Origin of the sequence: Paraburkholderia silviterrae (assembly GCF_004353915.1) — a bacterium.
Classification (GTDB): Bacteria; Pseudomonadota; Gammaproteobacteria; order Burkholderiales; family Burkholderiaceae; genus Paraburkholderia; species Paraburkholderia silviterrae.
Window position 1 is genome coordinate 1 of record NZ_SMRP01000052.1, and the last position, 14,305, is coordinate 14,305.

Below are 14,305 nucleotides of genomic sequence, written 5' to 3' on the forward strand. Positions count from 1 at the left end.
TTCTCGCGGCGGGCCTTCGCTGCCGGTACTGCAGGAAGCGAAGGGGGCGAATCTTAGCGCTAGCGAAGCCGATGCGCAAGCCCCCTCCGAGCGAATTCATTACTCGCCGGCCAGCGCCGCCAGCGGCACAGCATTCGCCATCGCCTCGTAGCCCGCGTCGCTCGGGTGAATGTGATCGCCGCTGTCGTATTCGCGGCGCAGGCGCAGCGGATCGGCAGGGTTGCGCAACGCCGCATCGAAGTCCACCACCCCGTCGAACGCGTGGCTCGTGCGGATCCACTCGTTCACCTTCATACGGATCGCTTCGCGTTCCGGCGGCAGCGATGCCGGCGTGAGCGTCGCGCCGAAGATGCGCACGCCGCGCGCATGCGCCGCAGCAATCACGCGCCTGTACCCGGCGATCAGGTCATCAGCATTCACGCGCGTATGGGGGAAATCGCAGTCGAGGCCCGAGCGCGGCGGCATCGCCTGGAAGTTGATGTCGTTGATGCCGATCAGCAGCACAGCCGTCCGCACGCCCGGGCGCAGCGCGTCACGCTCGAAGCGGCGCTCGAGCGCCTCGCCATAACACGGCGAATCGCTCAGCAGCCGATTGCCGCTGATCCCCATGTCGATCACGGCCAGATTGGCGCCTTGCTCGCGCGCGAGACGGCGCGCCAGCGCATCCGGCCAGCGCCGGTTCTCGTTGAGCGACGAGCGCATGCCGTCGGTGATGGAATCGCCAATCGCAGCAATCGTCGACGCCCCCGGCGCCTCGACCGCCAGCCCCGTCACCCACGCGTATTGCGTGAAGCGCTGCGTGAACGCACCGGTCGACGGATCGGCCACGTGATCGCCAGGCCGGGACACATAATTCAGTTGGCTTGCCACGCGATGCCACGCGACCATATTCTGCTGCGGCCCCATATAGGTGCTGATTGCGTACGGCGCCCCACGCTTCAGGCCGATCCGAACTGGATCGCTATCGAGCTCGGCACCTGGCGGCAACGACACCATCGCACGTCCGCCAAATGTCACCCGCACCGTCTCCGCCCCGCCGATCGCCGCACCGCCGGCCGAAGGCGCAATCGCCATTGCCTCGATCACGAGCGGCGTGCGCCCATAGAGATTACTGATATGCACGCGGGCGAGCTCGCCGCCAAGCGTCGGATAGACGATTTGCCGGACCGTACGCCCGGCAACGTCCGGAGCGCGATAGAGCGGCGGCAACGCCTCGCGCTGGGGGATGGACTGGAGCGCCGTCGCCCAGCTCGTCACCCATGGGGCGCCGGAAGGCTGTTCGGCGAGGGCCGGTGCGGAAAAGGCGAACGAGACGAGCAACGCGGCGCCGGCCGCGATGGGGGCAAGGGAAATCTTCATCCGGGAGCGAGTGAGGAAGTAAGCGAGCAAAGCGCCCATTGTGCCCCAGAGGTCGGACCGAGACCTTCCATCGCCCTGACAAAGACGACGACGCGAGCTCCGCGGAAAATCCGCGATAACCGGCTGTCGATCCACTAAAACTCAGGAGCGAAGCACCGATGTCCGGCCCCATTCAGGCCCTTTTTGATCAGGCGCAAAAAATTGATTTACCGACCGGTCGGTTGGTTTATACTGCGCCATACCCAACACCGACGAGAGCGTCTTCATGTACACGCAATCCCTCGACATTCCCGGCAATGTCGCCCCGCTCGACGCGGACGCGGCGTCGCCAGAGCAAGCGCAGTTCGACGCCATCATGGCAGCGGACGGCAAGATCGAGCCGCAAGACTGGATGCCCGAAGCCTACCGCAAGACGCTCGTGCGCCAGATTTCGCAGCACGCGCACTCGGAAGTGGTCGGCATGCTGCCGGAAGGCAATTGGATCTCGCGTGCGCCAAGCCTCAAGCGCAAGGCGATCCTGCTCGCCAAGGTGCAAGACGAAGCGGGTCACGGCCTCTATCTCTATAGCGCCGCGGAAACGCTCGGCGTCTCGCGCGACCAACTGGTCGACGCACTCCACGCCGGCAAGGCGAAGTACTCGAGCATCTTCAATTACCCGACGCCCACGTGGGCCGACGTTGGCGTGATCGGCTGGCTCGTCGACGGCGCCGCGATCATGAACCAGATCCCGCTGTGCCGTTGCACCTACGGGCCGTATGCACGCGCGATGATCCGCATCTGCAAGGAAGAGTCGTTCCATCAGCGCCAGGGGTTCGACGCCCTGCTCGCCATGATGCAGGGCACCGAGGCTCAGCGCGAGCTGGTCCAGCAGGCCGTGAACCGCTGGTGGTGGCCGGTGCTGATGATGTTCGGCCCGAGCGACGCCGATTCGGTCCACAGCAACCAGTCGGCCAGGTGGGGCATCAAGCGCATCTCGAACGACGATCTGCGTCAGAAGTTCGTCGATGCCACGGTCGAGCAGGCCAAGGTGCTCGGCGTCACGCTCCCCGACTCCGATCTGAAATGGAACGAAGCGCGCGGCCACTACGACTACGGCACGATCGACTGGGAAGAATTCTGGCGCGTCGTGAACGGTGACGGCCCGTGCAATCGCGAGCGTCTCGGCACGCGCGTGAAGGCGCACAACGAAGGCGCGTGGGTACGCGAAGCCGCCCTCGCCCACGCCGAAAAGCAGCGTCAGCGCGCCGAAAAGCACGCCGCGTAACCAATATTGGAATCAGGAAGGAGATCCACGATGAACAAGGAATGGCCGATCTGGGAAGTGTTCGTGCGCAGCAAGCAGGGCCTCGACCACAAGCATTGCGGCAGCCTGCACGCCGCCGACGCCTCGATGGCGCTGCGCATGGCGCGCGACGTCTACACGCGCCGCCAGGAAGGCGTGAGCATCTGGGTGGTGCCGTCGGCGGCGATCACGGCGTCGGATCCGAGCGAGAAGGCTGAGCTCTTCGAGCCGGCCGGCGACAAGATTTATCGCCACCCGACGTTCTACACGCTGCCCGACGAAGTCAACCACATGTAATGAGCGCCATGAATCCCACGCCCGAACATCTCGCGTACGTGCTGCGCCTCGCCGATACGGCGCTGATCCTCGGTCAGCGCAACACGGAATGGTGCGGTCACGGCCCGATCCTCGAAGAAGACATCGCGCTGGCCAACATGAGCCTCGACCTGATCGGTCAGGCGCGCCTGCTCTATACGCACGCCGCGACGCTCGAAAAGGCGCTCACCGGCCGCGAGCGCACCGAGGACGATTACGCCTACTTCCGCGCCGAGCGCGAGTTCGCGAACTACACGCTCGCCGAGCTGCCGCACTTCGGCCCGCTCGCCGGCACGACGCATTCGGCCAACGACTACGCCGTGACGATCGTGCGCAACTTCCTCTACGCCTCGCTGATGGCGCATCTGTGGACCGCGCTGCTGCGTTCCGCCGACCCGCAGCTGGCCGCGATCGCCGAGCGCTCGATCAAGGAAACGCGCTACCACGTGCACCACGCGCGCGAGTGGCTGATCCGCTTCGGCGACGGCACCGATGAATCGCATCGCCGCGCGCAGGACGCGCTCGACTGGCTCATGCCGTACACGCGCGAGTTCTTCAGCACCGATGCCGTGGAAGCCGCCGTTGCCGAAGCCGGCATCGCACCGCTCGCCGCGCAGCTCGAAGCCACGTGGCGCGCGGACGTAGAAGCGGCGTTCGAGGAAGCGACGCTCACCGTGCCCGCGCAGGTCAAGCACGTCACGACCGGCAAGCTCGGCGAGCACTCGGAACACATGGGCTTCGTGCTCGCCGAGATGCAGAGCCTCGCGCGCCAGCATCCGGACGCACGCTGGTAAGCACGCGCGCAGTTTCCGAACCGCAGCCACCCGCAGGAAAAGAGGAAGTCACGATGCAAGCGACAGCTGATCACGCGCTCGAACGCGCCTGGGAAGTGCTGGAAACGGTCCCCGATCCGGAGATCCCGGTCGTGTCGATCCGCGAACTGGGCATCCTGCGCGACGTGCGCCGCGCCGCCGACGGCCAGATCGAAGTGGTCATCACGCCCACCTATTCGGGCTGCCCGGCGATGTCGCAGATCGCCGAGGATGTCGCTCACGCGCTCGACGTCGCCGAGCTTGCGCCGTACCGCATCGCGACCACCCTCTCGCCGGCGTGGACCACCGACTGGATCACCGACGAAGCGCGCGAAAAGCTGCGCGCCTACGGCATCGCTCCGCCCACGGGCAACTGCGGCAGCGGCGTGCCCGCCAGCGAGCAGCCGATCACGTTCATGCCGAAACCGCTGCCCGCGCCCGCCTGTCCGCACTGCGGCTCGCACCATACCGAGCGCCTCGCGCAATTCGGCTCGACCGCGTGCAAGGCACTCTACCGCTGCATCGACTGCCGCGAACCCTTCGACTACTTCAAACCGTACTGATATGGCCACTCCGCAATTCCATTCGCTGCGCATCCGCGAAGTGCGGCCCGAAACCGCGGACGCGGTCTCTGTCGCTTTCGAAGTCCCGCCCGAGCTGCGCGACGCGTATCGCTTCACCCAGGGGCAGTTCGTCACGCTCAAGACCCACATCGAGGGCGAGGAGACGCGCCGTTCTTACTCGATCTGCGTCGGCGTGACCGACTACGACCGCGACGGCGAGCTGCGCATCGGCATCAAGCGCGTGCGCGGTGGGCGTTTCTCGAATTTCGCGTTCGATCAGCTCGCGCCGGGCCACGAAATCGACGTGATGACACCCGACGGGCGCTTCTTCACGCACCTGAACGCCGAGCACGGCAATCACTACGTGGCGTTCTCGGGCGGCTCGGGTATCACGCCGGTGCTCGCGATCATCAAGACGACACTCGAAGCGGAGCCGCGCAGCGCCTTCACGCTGGTCTACGGCAATCGCAGCGTCGACCAGATCATGTTCGCCGAAGAGCTGGAAGACCTGAAGAACCGGTACATGGACCGCTTCCGGCTCTACCACGTGCTCTCCGACGACCTCCAGGACGTCGAGCTCTTCAACGGCGTGCTCGATCAGGCCAAATGTGCGGAGTTCCTCGCAACGCTGCTGCCGGCCGACGAAATCGACGAAGCGTTCATCTGCGGCCCGGCGCCGATGATGGACGCCGCCGAGGCCGCGCTCAAGGAAGCGGGCGTGCCGCAGGCCAAGGTGCACGTCGAGCGCTTCGGCTCTCCGCTGCCGCAAGCAGGCGTGCCGGCGGTCGAGATCACCGAGGGCACGCCGGCCGCCGACCTCGAGATCGTGATCGACGGCAAGAAGCGCAAGCTGCGCCTGCCCTACGAGGGCGTGAGCCTGCTCGACGTGGGCCTGAAAGCGGGACTTGCGCTTCCGTACGCGTGCAAGGGCGGCGTGTGCTGCACCTGCCGCGCGAAGGTGCTCGAGGGCGAAGTGAAGATGGACAAGAACTACACGCTCGAAGAGCAGGAAGTGAAGGACGGTTTCGTGCTCACCTGCCAATGCCACCCGGTCAGCGAGCGCGTGGTGGTGAGCTTCGACGAGCGCTAACGAATACGGCGGAGCCGCTTCGCACACGGCGACGCCATCCGATACTACGCGGCATCAGGAATACCCCTTAGAGCAACGACACGCTTTCGGCCCTCCGGCGATCCGCTTACACTAGGGGCCGCCCGCCGGTGTTGCAGCGCAGCGCTGCACATCCGCGGGCGGCCCCTTTTGTCTTTTGCACGCTTTCAGGCGTCTTCGGCGTTCAAGGTGAACGCAACGAGTTGTCGATGACCACGATCCACCTCATCCACAGCGAGCCGGCAGCGGCCGCGCTGCGTCAGGCCCTCCAGGCCCGTGAAGCCTCGCGCCGCGGCGAAGCCGCCCCCGCAGCGGGACCGGCAGAGCGCGTGATCGCGCTGGCCGACGACCTGACGGTCGGCCCGCTGCGCGACATCGACGAGGCGGGAGACCCGGGCGCCACGCAGCGCGCGGCTTTCTGGCAACGCCTTGGCGGCGTGCCCGAGACGCTCGCGCGGGACGACTGCGCGGCGCTTGCCGCCGTAGCGTCCACGGACGCCCACGTGGTGATCTGGCACACGCACGACGCCGCCGACCAGCTCGCACTACGGCGCGTCTGCTACCGGCTGCGCAATGCGCCGCAGCGCCTGAACGAGGTGCGCCTCGCGGCCGATGAGCTGTGCGGCCCGCCCGACGCTGCCGCGCTACGCCTGCAGGCGCGTCTGCCGGACGCCGCGCCGATTTCGGTGCTGCGAATCACGCGGCTCGCGCTCGAATGGCAAGAAGCGAAATTCGCCAACGGCGAGACGCGGCGCTGGCGCGACAATACGTTCACGAGCGGTACTTGGGCCGACCTGGATGCACTGATCCTCGAGATCCTTGGCGCGGCACTGCCAACCGGCACCACGCCCGACGCGGCCGGTGCGGCCAGCGCGCCCTGGCTCGCATGCGACACGCTCGGCGCAGCGCTCGTGCGTGGCGGCGCGGGTTTCACGGTCGGCGAGCCGGCGGTGATCTGGCGCCTGCGCGAGTTGGCCGCGGCGGGTGAACTGCGCCTGCGCGAAGACATGTGCGCCGCACGTGCGAGCGCCACCGAAACCGTCACAGCAACGACATCCCATCGATCGAGCGCCGCGCACCCCGCGCTCCCGCACGCCGCGGCCTCTCTTTCCCTTTCCCGCTGACATTCCATGGCACGCACCCGAGCGCCCGACCACGAAACGCAACGCGACCAGATCCTCGAGCTCGCAGCCGCCAAGTTCGCGCAAACGAGCTACCCGAGCACGTCGATGTCCGATCTCGCGGCGGCGAGCGGAACGTCGAAGGCACGCCTCTACCACTATTACGAGAGCAAGGAAGCCATCCTCTTCGATCTGCTCGACCGTTACACGAAGCGGCTGATGCTGATCATCGCCGAGGTGGAGGGTGCCAGCCAGCGGCGGGGCCTCGACGAGCGCGAGACATTCGCCGAGCTGATCCGCGCGTTCCTCGCCGAATACGAGACCTCGCACAGCCGTCATGTGGCCCTGCTCAACGACGTGAAGTATCTCGTCGATGCACAGCGCGAGATCATTCTGAACCGGCAGCGCGACGTGGTCGCCGCGTTCACGCGCCAGCTCGCACGTGCCTACCCGGGCCGCGTCACGGCGGAGAACCAGACGTCGCTGACCATGATGGTGTTCGGCATGATCAACTGGACCTTCACCTGGCTCAAGCCGGGCGGCCGCATGGCCTACCAGGACTTCGCCGAGCAGGTCATCGAGGTGATCGACCACGGCCTGAAGGTGGCCGGACAGGTGCCGAATTTTTAGATCGAATTGATGCGGCGCAATAAGATGTGTCGACGCAACAGTTGACGCGTCAAGCTATCCAAAAAACATAATCATTTTAAATCAATAACTTGCGTTTGAAATCTTACTAATTAGACGCCACTCTCAGATCCGGAATACGGGTTTTCCCTAGATCGCACCCAGGGTTTCCGCTAGAATTCGTTTTGCGGCGCATCATGAGTGCGCCGTACCTCGCATTCTAAGGAGAACCCATCATGAACAAGCATCCGACCCCAGCCAATGAGCCGATCCTGCCGTCCGGCCGCTCGCTGACGTCCGGTCATTCGCCTGCCATGGTGCGTGTCCTCACCTCCGCCGACCGCGAACGCCTGCTCAGCCACTTCCTCGCACTCGACACCGAGGACCGCCTCCTGCGCTTCGGCCAGGCCGCACCAGACCACGTGATCGAGAACTACGTCCGCTCGATGGACTTCACGCGCGACACCGTGTTCGGCGTGTTCAACCATCAGCTTCAGCTCGTGGGCGTTGGCCATCTGGCCTATCTGCCGGCGGACGGCAACGGCCGCACTGCGGAATTCGGCGTCTCCGTGCTCGAAAGCGCGCGCGGCCAGGGCATCGGCACGAAGCTGTTCGAACGTGCCGCTATCCGCAGCCGCAACACGCACGTCACCACGCTCTACATGCACTGTCTGTCGCGCAATGCCACGATGATGCATATCGCGAAGAAGTCGGGCATGAAGATCGAGTACGCCTACGGTGAAGCCGACGCGTATCTCTCGCTCGAACCCGCCGACCAGAGCAGCATCATCGCGGAAATGCTCCAGGAGCAGGCCGCCGTGTTCGACTATGCGCTCAAGCGCCAGGCCCGCCAGGCGAGCCGGCTGATCGAAACGATCCTCCCCCAAGCGGTCGCGGCATGACTCCTGCCCCATTGGGTGAAGTAAATTGAAAAAAGCGGCTTCGGCCGCTTTTTTCACGTCTGGGCGGCGCGCTCATCGTCCGCGAGATCACAGCGAATCTCACAAGATAGGCAGCGCCGTCGTTTCCTTGAAGGTCTGGAGCGAAAAACTCGACTTCACGTCGATCACCGACGGATGATGCAGCAACTGGTCCTGCACGAAGCGCGAGAAGTGCGCCATGTCCTCCACCTGCACGCGCAGCAGGAAATCCATGTCGCCCGTCATCGCGTGGCACGCCACCACTTCCGGCCAGGTCTGCACCGCCGCGCGAAAGAGCTCCGCGTGCGTGACCCCTTCGCGCCCCGCCGCCGTGGGCCCGCGCTTTTCCAGCCGCACGTTCACGTAGGCCAGCAGGTCGAGCCCCAGCTTCTGCGCGTCGAGCAGCGCGACATAGCCGCGTATCACACCGATCTCCTCGAGCCGCCGGATGCGCCGCAGGCACGGGCTGGGCGAGAGATTCACGCGCTCGGCGATTTCCTGATTCGATAGCCGGCCATTCTCCTGAAGGATCGCCAGAATCCGCCGGTCGATTGCGTCCAGTTCGATGTTCGCCATTTTCTGCCACCCGATGTATCGATGAAGGCAGTTTATAGCGCAAATAGCCGAACGAGCGACCCAACTCGCAAGTTTTCTCCCAATCTGGACAGCTACACTTTGCCGCACGACATCAGCATCCCGCGATCGACATAGGAGACAGCCATGCATATCCCCACTTGGGAGAATCCCGTCGGCACCGACGGCTTCGAGTTCATCGAATACACCGCGCCGGACCCGAAGGCGCTCGGCAAGCTGTTCGAGAACATGGGCTTCACCGCCGTGGCGCGCCATCGCCACAAGGACGTGACGCTCTACCGTCAAGGCGACATCAACTTCATCGTCAACGGTGAGCCGGATTCGTTCGCGCAGCGTTTCACGCGCCTGCATGGCCCGTCGATCTGCGCAATCGCGTTCCGCGTGCAGGACGCCGCCAAGGCCTACAAGCACGCGCTCGAACTGGGCGCATGGGGCTTCGACAACAAGACCGGCCCGATGGAGCTGAACATTCCGGCCATCAAGGGCATCGGCGATTCGCTCATCTATTTCGTCGACCGCTGGCGCGGCAAGAACGGCGCGGCGCCGGGCAGCATCGGCGACATCAGCATCTATGACGTCGATTTCGAGCCGATTGCGGGCGCCGATCAAAATCCGGTCGGCCACGGCCTCACCTATATCGACCACCTGACGCACAACGTGCACCGCGGCCGCATGAACGAATGGGCGGAGTTCTACGAACGCCTCTTCAACTTCCGCGAAATCCGCTACTTCGACATCGAAGGCAAGGTGACGGGCGTGAAGTCGAAGGCCATGACCTCGCCCTGCGGCAAGATCCGCATTCCGATCAACGAGGAAGGCGGCGAAACGGCCGGCCAGATCCAGGAATATCTCGACGCGTACCACGGCGAAGGCATTCAGCACATCGCGCTCGGCAGCAATGACATCTACCGCACGGTGGATGGCCTGCGCGCCTCGCAGATCGCGCTGCTCGATACGATCGACACGTATTACGAGCTCGTCGACCGCCGCATTCCGAACCACGGCGAGCCGCTGGACGAGCTGAAAAAGCGCAAGATCCTCATCGACGGGATGCCCGAGGACCTGCTGCTGCAAATCTTCACGGAGAACCAGATCGGCCCGATCTTCTTCGAGATCATCCAGCGCAAGGGCAATCAGGGCTTCGGCGAAGGCAACTTCAAGGCGCTGTTCGAATCGATCGAGCTCGACCAGATCCGCCGCGGCGTGGTGAAAGACAAGGCCTGAGCTTCGCGGAAGCTCGCGTTTTCATGATGCAAAAAGGGCGAAGATCGCACGATCTTCGCCCTTTTTAGCTTTGGAATCCGCAGCCGCACACCCCGGCAACGGATTCGAATGAATGGAATGCTGCGCGGATCAGCGCGGCATCAGGATTAACGTTTGGCGCTCCGCTCGCCCTGCGCCGACGGGACGGCGGCGCTCGAGTCAGCCTTCGCGCACAGCGTGTACTGCGCGCACGCGGTCGATGCACTCGTGCCGCCCTGGGTGCGGGCATTCGAATGCAGCGGCGCGCTCATGGCGAAGAACGCAGCCGAGACCGTCAGAAAGGTCTGGATATGTCGATTGTTCATGCGGTACTCCTTTTTTCAGACTGCCTGTCACTGGGCAATGCCACGTTCGCACCCTGAATGGATCGGGGCGCGTCGCGGTTCGCACAGATGAGGAAGTTAGACAGGATATTCAAGAGCGGTTCCGCCGCAGTGCATTTTTTACATGCTGTTACCTCATACCTCATTCCGACACATCCTTTGTTACACAGGCCCTTCAGGGCTCTTACGAGACTGACGCATCAAACCTGACAGCGCACATGGACTCGCACGATTCATGCAGGGTTTCCCGTGGAGGCGGCGGGTTTGCCCGAGTGCTACCATCGATTAAAAGAAGCCATGATGGCGAGCCCCGGCCGACGCGTTCACAAGACGCTGAGGCCTTGAAGTTCTGGCGATCCCACAACGGATTGGTTGGATGGAGGAAGACACATAATGAATGCCCCGCTAGACGCAGGTCAGCGCGCTTCGCTCGAAGCCGCACTCGCTTCCGTCACGCTCGACGATAAATACACCCTCGAACGCGGTCGCGCGTACATGAGCGGCATCCAGGCGCTGGTGCGTCTGCCGATGCTGCAACAGGAACGCGACAAGGCCGCCGGTCTCAATACCGCGGGGTTCATCTCAGGCTATCGCGGCTCGCCGCTGGGCGGCCTCGATCAGTCCCTCTGGAAGGCGAAGCAGCATCTCGCCGCCCATCAAATCGTATTTCAGCCCGGCGTCAATGAAGACCTCGCCGCGACCGCCGTATGGGGTTCGCAGCAGGTGAACCTGTACCCATCGGCGAAATACGACGGCGTGTTTTCGATGTGGTACGGCAAGGGCCCCGGCGTCGATCGCTGCGGCGACGTCTTCAAGCACGGCAATTCCGCCGGCTCGTCGCCTCACGGCGGCGTCCTCGTGCTCGCCGGCGACGACCATGCCGCCAAATCGTCCACGCTCGCGCACCAGTCCGAGCACATCTTCAAGGCCTGTGGCCTGCCGGTGCTGTTCCCCTCGAACGTCCAGGAATATCTCGACTTCGGCCTGCACGGCTGGGCGATGAGCCGCTACTCGGGCCTCTGGGTCGCGATGAAGTGCGTGACCGACGTGGTCGAATCGTCGGCGTCGGTGGAGATCGATCCGCATCGCACCCAGATCATCCTTCCGGAAGACTTCGCGATGCCCGAGGGCGGCCTGAATATCCGCTGGCCCGATCCGCCGCTCGTGCAGGAAGCGCGTCTGCTCGACTACAAGTGGTACGCGGGTCTCGCCTACGTGCGCGCGAACAAGCTCGATCGCATCGAGATCGATTCGCCGCATGCGCGCTTTGGCATCATCACCGGCGGCAAGGCCTATCTCGATGTGCGCCAGGCGCTCACCGACCTCGGCCTCGACGACGAAACCTGCTCGCGCATCGGCCTGCGCCTCTACAAGGTGGGCTGCGTGTGGCCGCTCGAAGCGCAGGGCGCGCATGCCTTTGCGCGCGGGCTCGAAGAGATTCTCGTGGTCGAGGAAAAGCGCCAGATCCTCGAATACGCGATCAAGGAAGAGCTCTACAACTGGCCCGATGCGCAGCGCCCGCGCGTGTACGGCAAGTTCGACGAGAAGGACGGCGCCGGCGGCGAATGGTCGGTGCCGATGGGCAACTGGCTCCTGCCCGCGCACTACGAGCTGTCGCCCGCGATCATCGCCAAGGCCATCGCCACGCGTCTGGACAAGTTCGAGATGCCCTCGGACGTGCGCGCGCGCATTGCGGCGCGCGTCGCCGTGATCGAGGCGAAGGAGAAGGCGCTCGCGAAGCCGCGCGTGCAGGCCGAACGCAAGCCGTGGTTCTGCTCGGGCTGCCCGCACAACACGTCGACCAACGTGCCTGAGGGCTCGCGCGCGATGGCCGGCATCGGCTGCCACTACATGACCGTGTGGATGGACCGCAGCACGAGCACCTTCAGCCAGATGGGCGGCGAAGGCGTGGCGTGGGTCGGCCAGGCGCCGTTCACGAACGACAAGCACGTGTTCGCGAACCTCGGCGACGGCACTTACTTCCACTCGGGCCTGCTCGCGATCCGCGCGGCGATCGCCTCGAAGGCGAACATCACCTACAAGATCCTCTATAACGACGCGGTCGCCATGACGGGCGGCCAGCCCGTGGACGGCGTGCTCACCGTGCCGCAGATCACGCATCAACTCGCCTCCGAAGGCGCGGCGAAGATCGTGATCGTGACCGACGAGCCCGAGAAGTACCAAGGCGTCACCACGCTCGCGCCGGGCGTGACGATCCACCATCGCGACCAGCTCGACGCCATGCAGCGCGAGCTGCGCGAGATCCCCGGCACGACCATCCTGATCTACGACCAGACCTGCGCGACCGAGAAGCGCCGCCGCCGCAAGCGCGGCACGTATCCGGATCCGGCGAAGCGTGTCGTGATCAACGAAGCCGTCTGCGAAGGCTGCGGCGACTGCTCGGTGCAATCGAACTGCCTCTCGGTCGAGCCGCTCGACACCGAATACGGCACGAAGCGCCAGATCAATCAGTCCACCTGCAACAAGGACTTCTCGTGCGTGAAGGGCTTCTGCCCGAGCTTCGTCACGGTCGAAGGCGGCCAGCTGCGCAAGCCGAAGTCGAATAGTGTCGTGGGCGACGCGATGCCGCCCGTGCCGGCTCCCGACGTGCCCGCGATCGGCCAGCCCTACGGCGTGCTCGTGACGGGCGTAGGCGGCACCGGCGTCGTGACGATCGGTGCGCTGCTCGGCATGGCCGCGCACCTCGAAGCGAAGGGCGTGACCGTGCTCGACGTGACCGGCCTCGCGCAAAAGGGCGGCGCGGTGATGAGCCACGTGCAGATCGCCAATCGCCCGACGGACATTCACGCGACACGCATCGCCATGGGCGAGGCTAAGCTCGTGATTGGCTGCGACGCCATCGTGACCGCCAGCGACGACTGCGTATCGCGGATGCAGGCCGGCGCCACCAACGTGGTGCTCAACAGCGCGCCCACGCCCACGGCCGAGTTCATCAAGAATCCGCAGTGGCAGTTCCCGGGCTCCAACACCGAAGCCGACGTGCGCGCGGCGGCCGGCACGGACAACGTCGCAACCGTCGATGCGAACCGCTATGCGCTCGCGCTGCTTGGCGACGCGATCTACACGAACCCGTTCGTGCTCGGCTACGCCTGGCAACGCGGCTGGCTGCCGCTCACGCACGAGTCGCTCACGCGCGCGATCGAGTTGAACGCGGTGCAGGTCGAGAAGAACCTCGCGGCATTCGAATGGGGCCGGCGCGTCGCGCACGACCGCGAGGCCGTGGACCGGCTTGTGAAGCAGCCCGCGCAGGACGCCGATGCCGGCGGCGCGAAGATCGTCGCGCTGCATACGCCCAAGTCGCTCGATACGCTCATCGAAAAGCGCGCGCAGTATCTCGCCGCGTATCAGAACGAGGCCTATGCGCAACGCTATCGCGCGTTCGTCGATGAAGTGCGGCGCGCGGAAGCGAAGCTCGATCGTCCCGATGGCGGCCTGAACGGACAGCCGCTGACCGTTGCCGTGGCGAAGAACCTGCACAAGCTGATGGCGTATAAGGACGAGTACGAGGTTGCGCGCCTCTACGCCGATCCGGCGTTCGTCGAGAAGCTGAAGGCAAGCTTCGAGGGCGACTGGAAGCTCAACTTCCATCTCGCGCCGCCGTCGTTCGCGAAGCACGACGACAAGGGCCATCTGTTGAAGAAGCAGTACGGTCCGCACATGCTCACGGCCTTGCGCGTGCTGGCGAAGCTCAAGTTCCTGCGCGGTACGGCGCTCGATCCGTTCGGCCGTACCGAGGAGCGTCGCCACGAACGCGCGCTGATCGGCGAGTACGAGGCGCTCGTGCGCGAAATCATCGGAGGATTGAGCGAGGCGAACCTCCCGCTCGCGCTCGAGCTCGCGAATCTGCCCGATGCGATTCGCGGCTATGGCCACGTGAAGGAGAACAACCTCAAGGCCACCCGCGCGAAGTGGGCAACGCTGCTCGCGAAGTGGCGCTCGCCGGAAAATGGGGCGGCGCGGCACGCGGCTTGATCAAGGCTTTCGCAACGAAGCCATA

At 64.8% G+C, this 14,305-nt stretch carries 13 protein-coding genes; 10 read left to right on the plus strand and 3 right to left on the minus strand.

Annotation, left to right across the window (positions count from 1 at the left end; genetic code table 11):
* Positions 1-99 precede the first annotated feature (99 nt).
* A complete protein-coding gene (locus tag EYW47_RS39090; protein ID WP_133200150.1) occupies positions 100-1,359 on the minus strand; it encodes an SGNH/GDSL hydrolase family protein in 1,260 nt (419 codons plus the stop codon).
* 265 nt (positions 1,360-1,624) lie between these two features.
* Here EYW47_RS39090 and paaA point away from each other — a divergent pair, with 265 nt between their 5' ends.
* The 8 genes from paaA to EYW47_RS39130 all read left to right on the plus strand — a co-directional run bounded on the left by paaA (position 1,625) and on the right by EYW47_RS39130 (position 8,089).
* The gene (gene paaA / locus EYW47_RS39095) at positions 1,625-2,623 is read left to right on the plus strand and encodes a 1,2-phenylacetyl-CoA epoxidase subunit PaaA (RefSeq protein WP_133200151.1); all 999 of its coding nucleotides are present in this window, start codon (positions 1,625-1,627) and stop codon (positions 2,621-2,623) included.
* A gap of 30 nt (positions 2,624-2,653) precedes the next feature.
* Positions 2,654-2,938: a 1,2-phenylacetyl-CoA epoxidase subunit PaaB gene (paaB, locus tag EYW47_RS39100; protein ID WP_065061092.1), complete on the plus strand. Its 285-nt coding sequence runs from the start codon at positions 2,654-2,656 to the stop codon at positions 2,936-2,938.
* 8 nt (positions 2,939-2,946) lie between these two features.
* A complete protein-coding gene (gene paaC / locus EYW47_RS39105; RefSeq protein WP_133200152.1) occupies positions 2,947-3,750 on the plus strand; it encodes a 1,2-phenylacetyl-CoA epoxidase subunit PaaC in 804 nt (267 codons plus the stop codon).
* A 53-nt stretch (positions 3,751-3,803) separates the two neighbouring features.
* Positions 3,804-4,331, plus strand: coding sequence for a 1,2-phenylacetyl-CoA epoxidase subunit PaaD (gene paaD, locus EYW47_RS39110; protein ID WP_133200153.1), 528 nt, complete (start codon positions 3,804-3,806; stop codon positions 4,329-4,331).
* Position 4,332: 1 nt separating this feature from the next.
* Complete coding sequence (gene paaE / locus EYW47_RS39115) at positions 4,333-5,421, plus strand: 1,2-phenylacetyl-CoA epoxidase subunit PaaE (protein ID WP_133200154.1); 1,089 nt, start codon at positions 4,333-4,335, stop codon at positions 5,419-5,421.
* Positions 5,422-5,648: 227 nt separating this feature from the next.
* The gene (locus EYW47_RS39120) at positions 5,649-6,563 is read left to right on the plus strand and encodes a DUF1835 domain-containing protein (RefSeq protein ID WP_133200155.1); all 915 of its coding nucleotides are present in this window, start codon (positions 5,649-5,651) and stop codon (positions 6,561-6,563) included.
* A gap of 6 nt (positions 6,564-6,569) precedes the next feature.
* Positions 6,570-7,190 (plus strand): TetR/AcrR family transcriptional regulator, encoded by a 621-nt coding sequence (locus EYW47_RS39125; protein ID WP_133200156.1) that lies wholly within the window; start codon positions 6,570-6,572, stop codon positions 7,188-7,190.
* Between the two features lie 233 nt (positions 7,191-7,423).
* The gene (locus EYW47_RS39130) at positions 7,424-8,089 is read left to right on the plus strand and encodes a GNAT family N-acetyltransferase (protein WP_133200157.1); all 666 of its coding nucleotides are present in this window, start codon (positions 7,424-7,426) and stop codon (positions 8,087-8,089) included.
* Between the two features lie 99 nt (positions 8,090-8,188).
* Here EYW47_RS39130 and EYW47_RS39135 read toward each other — a convergent pair whose 3' ends face one another.
* Positions 8,189-8,683 (minus strand): Lrp/AsnC family transcriptional regulator, encoded by a 495-nt coding sequence (locus tag EYW47_RS39135; RefSeq protein ID WP_133200158.1) that lies wholly within the window; start codon positions 8,681-8,683, stop codon positions 8,189-8,191.
* A gap of 144 nt (positions 8,684-8,827) precedes the next feature.
* On the opposite strand from EYW47_RS39135, the gene hppD reads away from it, so the two are divergent.
* Entirely contained in the window at positions 8,828-9,925 is a 1,098-nt protein-coding gene (gene hppD, locus EYW47_RS39140) for a 4-hydroxyphenylpyruvate dioxygenase (RefSeq protein ID WP_133200159.1), read from the plus strand.
* Positions 9,926-10,071: 146 nt separating this feature from the next.
* On the opposite strand, the gene EYW47_RS39145 is transcribed toward hppD, so the two are convergent.
* Entirely contained in the window at positions 10,072-10,269 is a 198-nt protein-coding gene (locus EYW47_RS39145) for a hypothetical protein (RefSeq protein ID WP_133200160.1), read from the minus strand.
* Positions 10,270-10,680: 411 nt separating this feature from the next.
* Here EYW47_RS39145 and EYW47_RS39150 point away from each other — a divergent pair, with 411 nt between their 5' ends.
* Positions 10,681-14,280, plus strand: a complete 3,600-nt coding sequence (locus EYW47_RS39150; protein WP_133200161.1) for an indolepyruvate ferredoxin oxidoreductase family protein — start codon at positions 10,681-10,683, stop codon at positions 14,278-14,280.
* Positions 14,281-14,305 lie beyond the last annotated feature (25 nt).

Bases quoted from the DNA above. Each gene is read 5' to 3' on its own strand.
- EYW47_RS39145 (WP_133200160.1), bottom strand. From the start codon at position 10,269: ATGAACAATCGACATATCCAGACCTTTCTGACGGTCTCGGCTGCGTTC.
- paaD (WP_133200153.1), top strand. From the start codon at position 3,804: ATGCAAGCGACAGCTGATCACGCGCTCGAACGCGCCTGGGAAGTGCTG.
- paaA (WP_133200151.1), top strand. From the start codon at position 1,625: ATGTACACGCAATCCCTCGACATTCCCGGCAATGTCGCCCCGCTCGAC.
- EYW47_RS39125 (WP_133200156.1), top strand. From the start codon at position 6,570: ATGGCACGCACCCGAGCGCCCGACCACGAAACGCAACGCGACCAGATC.
- EYW47_RS39120 (WP_133200155.1), top strand. From the start codon at position 5,649: ATGACCACGATCCACCTCATCCACAGCGAGCCGGCAGCGGCCGCGCTG.
- paaC (WP_133200152.1), top strand. From the start codon at position 2,947: ATGAATCCCACGCCCGAACATCTCGCGTACGTGCTGCGCCTCGCCGAT.
- hppD (WP_133200159.1), top strand. From the start codon at position 8,828: ATGCATATCCCCACTTGGGAGAATCCCGTCGGCACCGACGGCTTCGAG.
- EYW47_RS39090 (WP_133200150.1), bottom strand. From the start codon at position 1,359: ATGAAGATTTCCCTTGCCCCCATCGCGGCCGGCGCCGCGTTGCTCGTC.
- EYW47_RS39130 (WP_133200157.1), top strand. From the start codon at position 7,424: ATGAACAAGCATCCGACCCCAGCCAATGAGCCGATCCTGCCGTCCGGC.
- EYW47_RS39150 (WP_133200161.1), top strand. From the start codon at position 10,681: ATGAATGCCCCGCTAGACGCAGGTCAGCGCGCTTCGCTCGAAGCCGCA.
- paaB (WP_065061092.1), top strand. From the start codon at position 2,654: ATGAACAAGGAATGGCCGATCTGGGAAGTGTTCGTGCGCAGCAAGCAG.
- EYW47_RS39135 (WP_133200158.1), bottom strand. From the start codon at position 8,683: ATGGCGAACATCGAACTGGACGCAATCGACCGGCGGATTCTGGCGATC.
- paaE (WP_133200154.1), top strand. From the start codon at position 4,333: ATGGCCACTCCGCAATTCCATTCGCTGCGCATCCGCGAAGTGCGGCCC.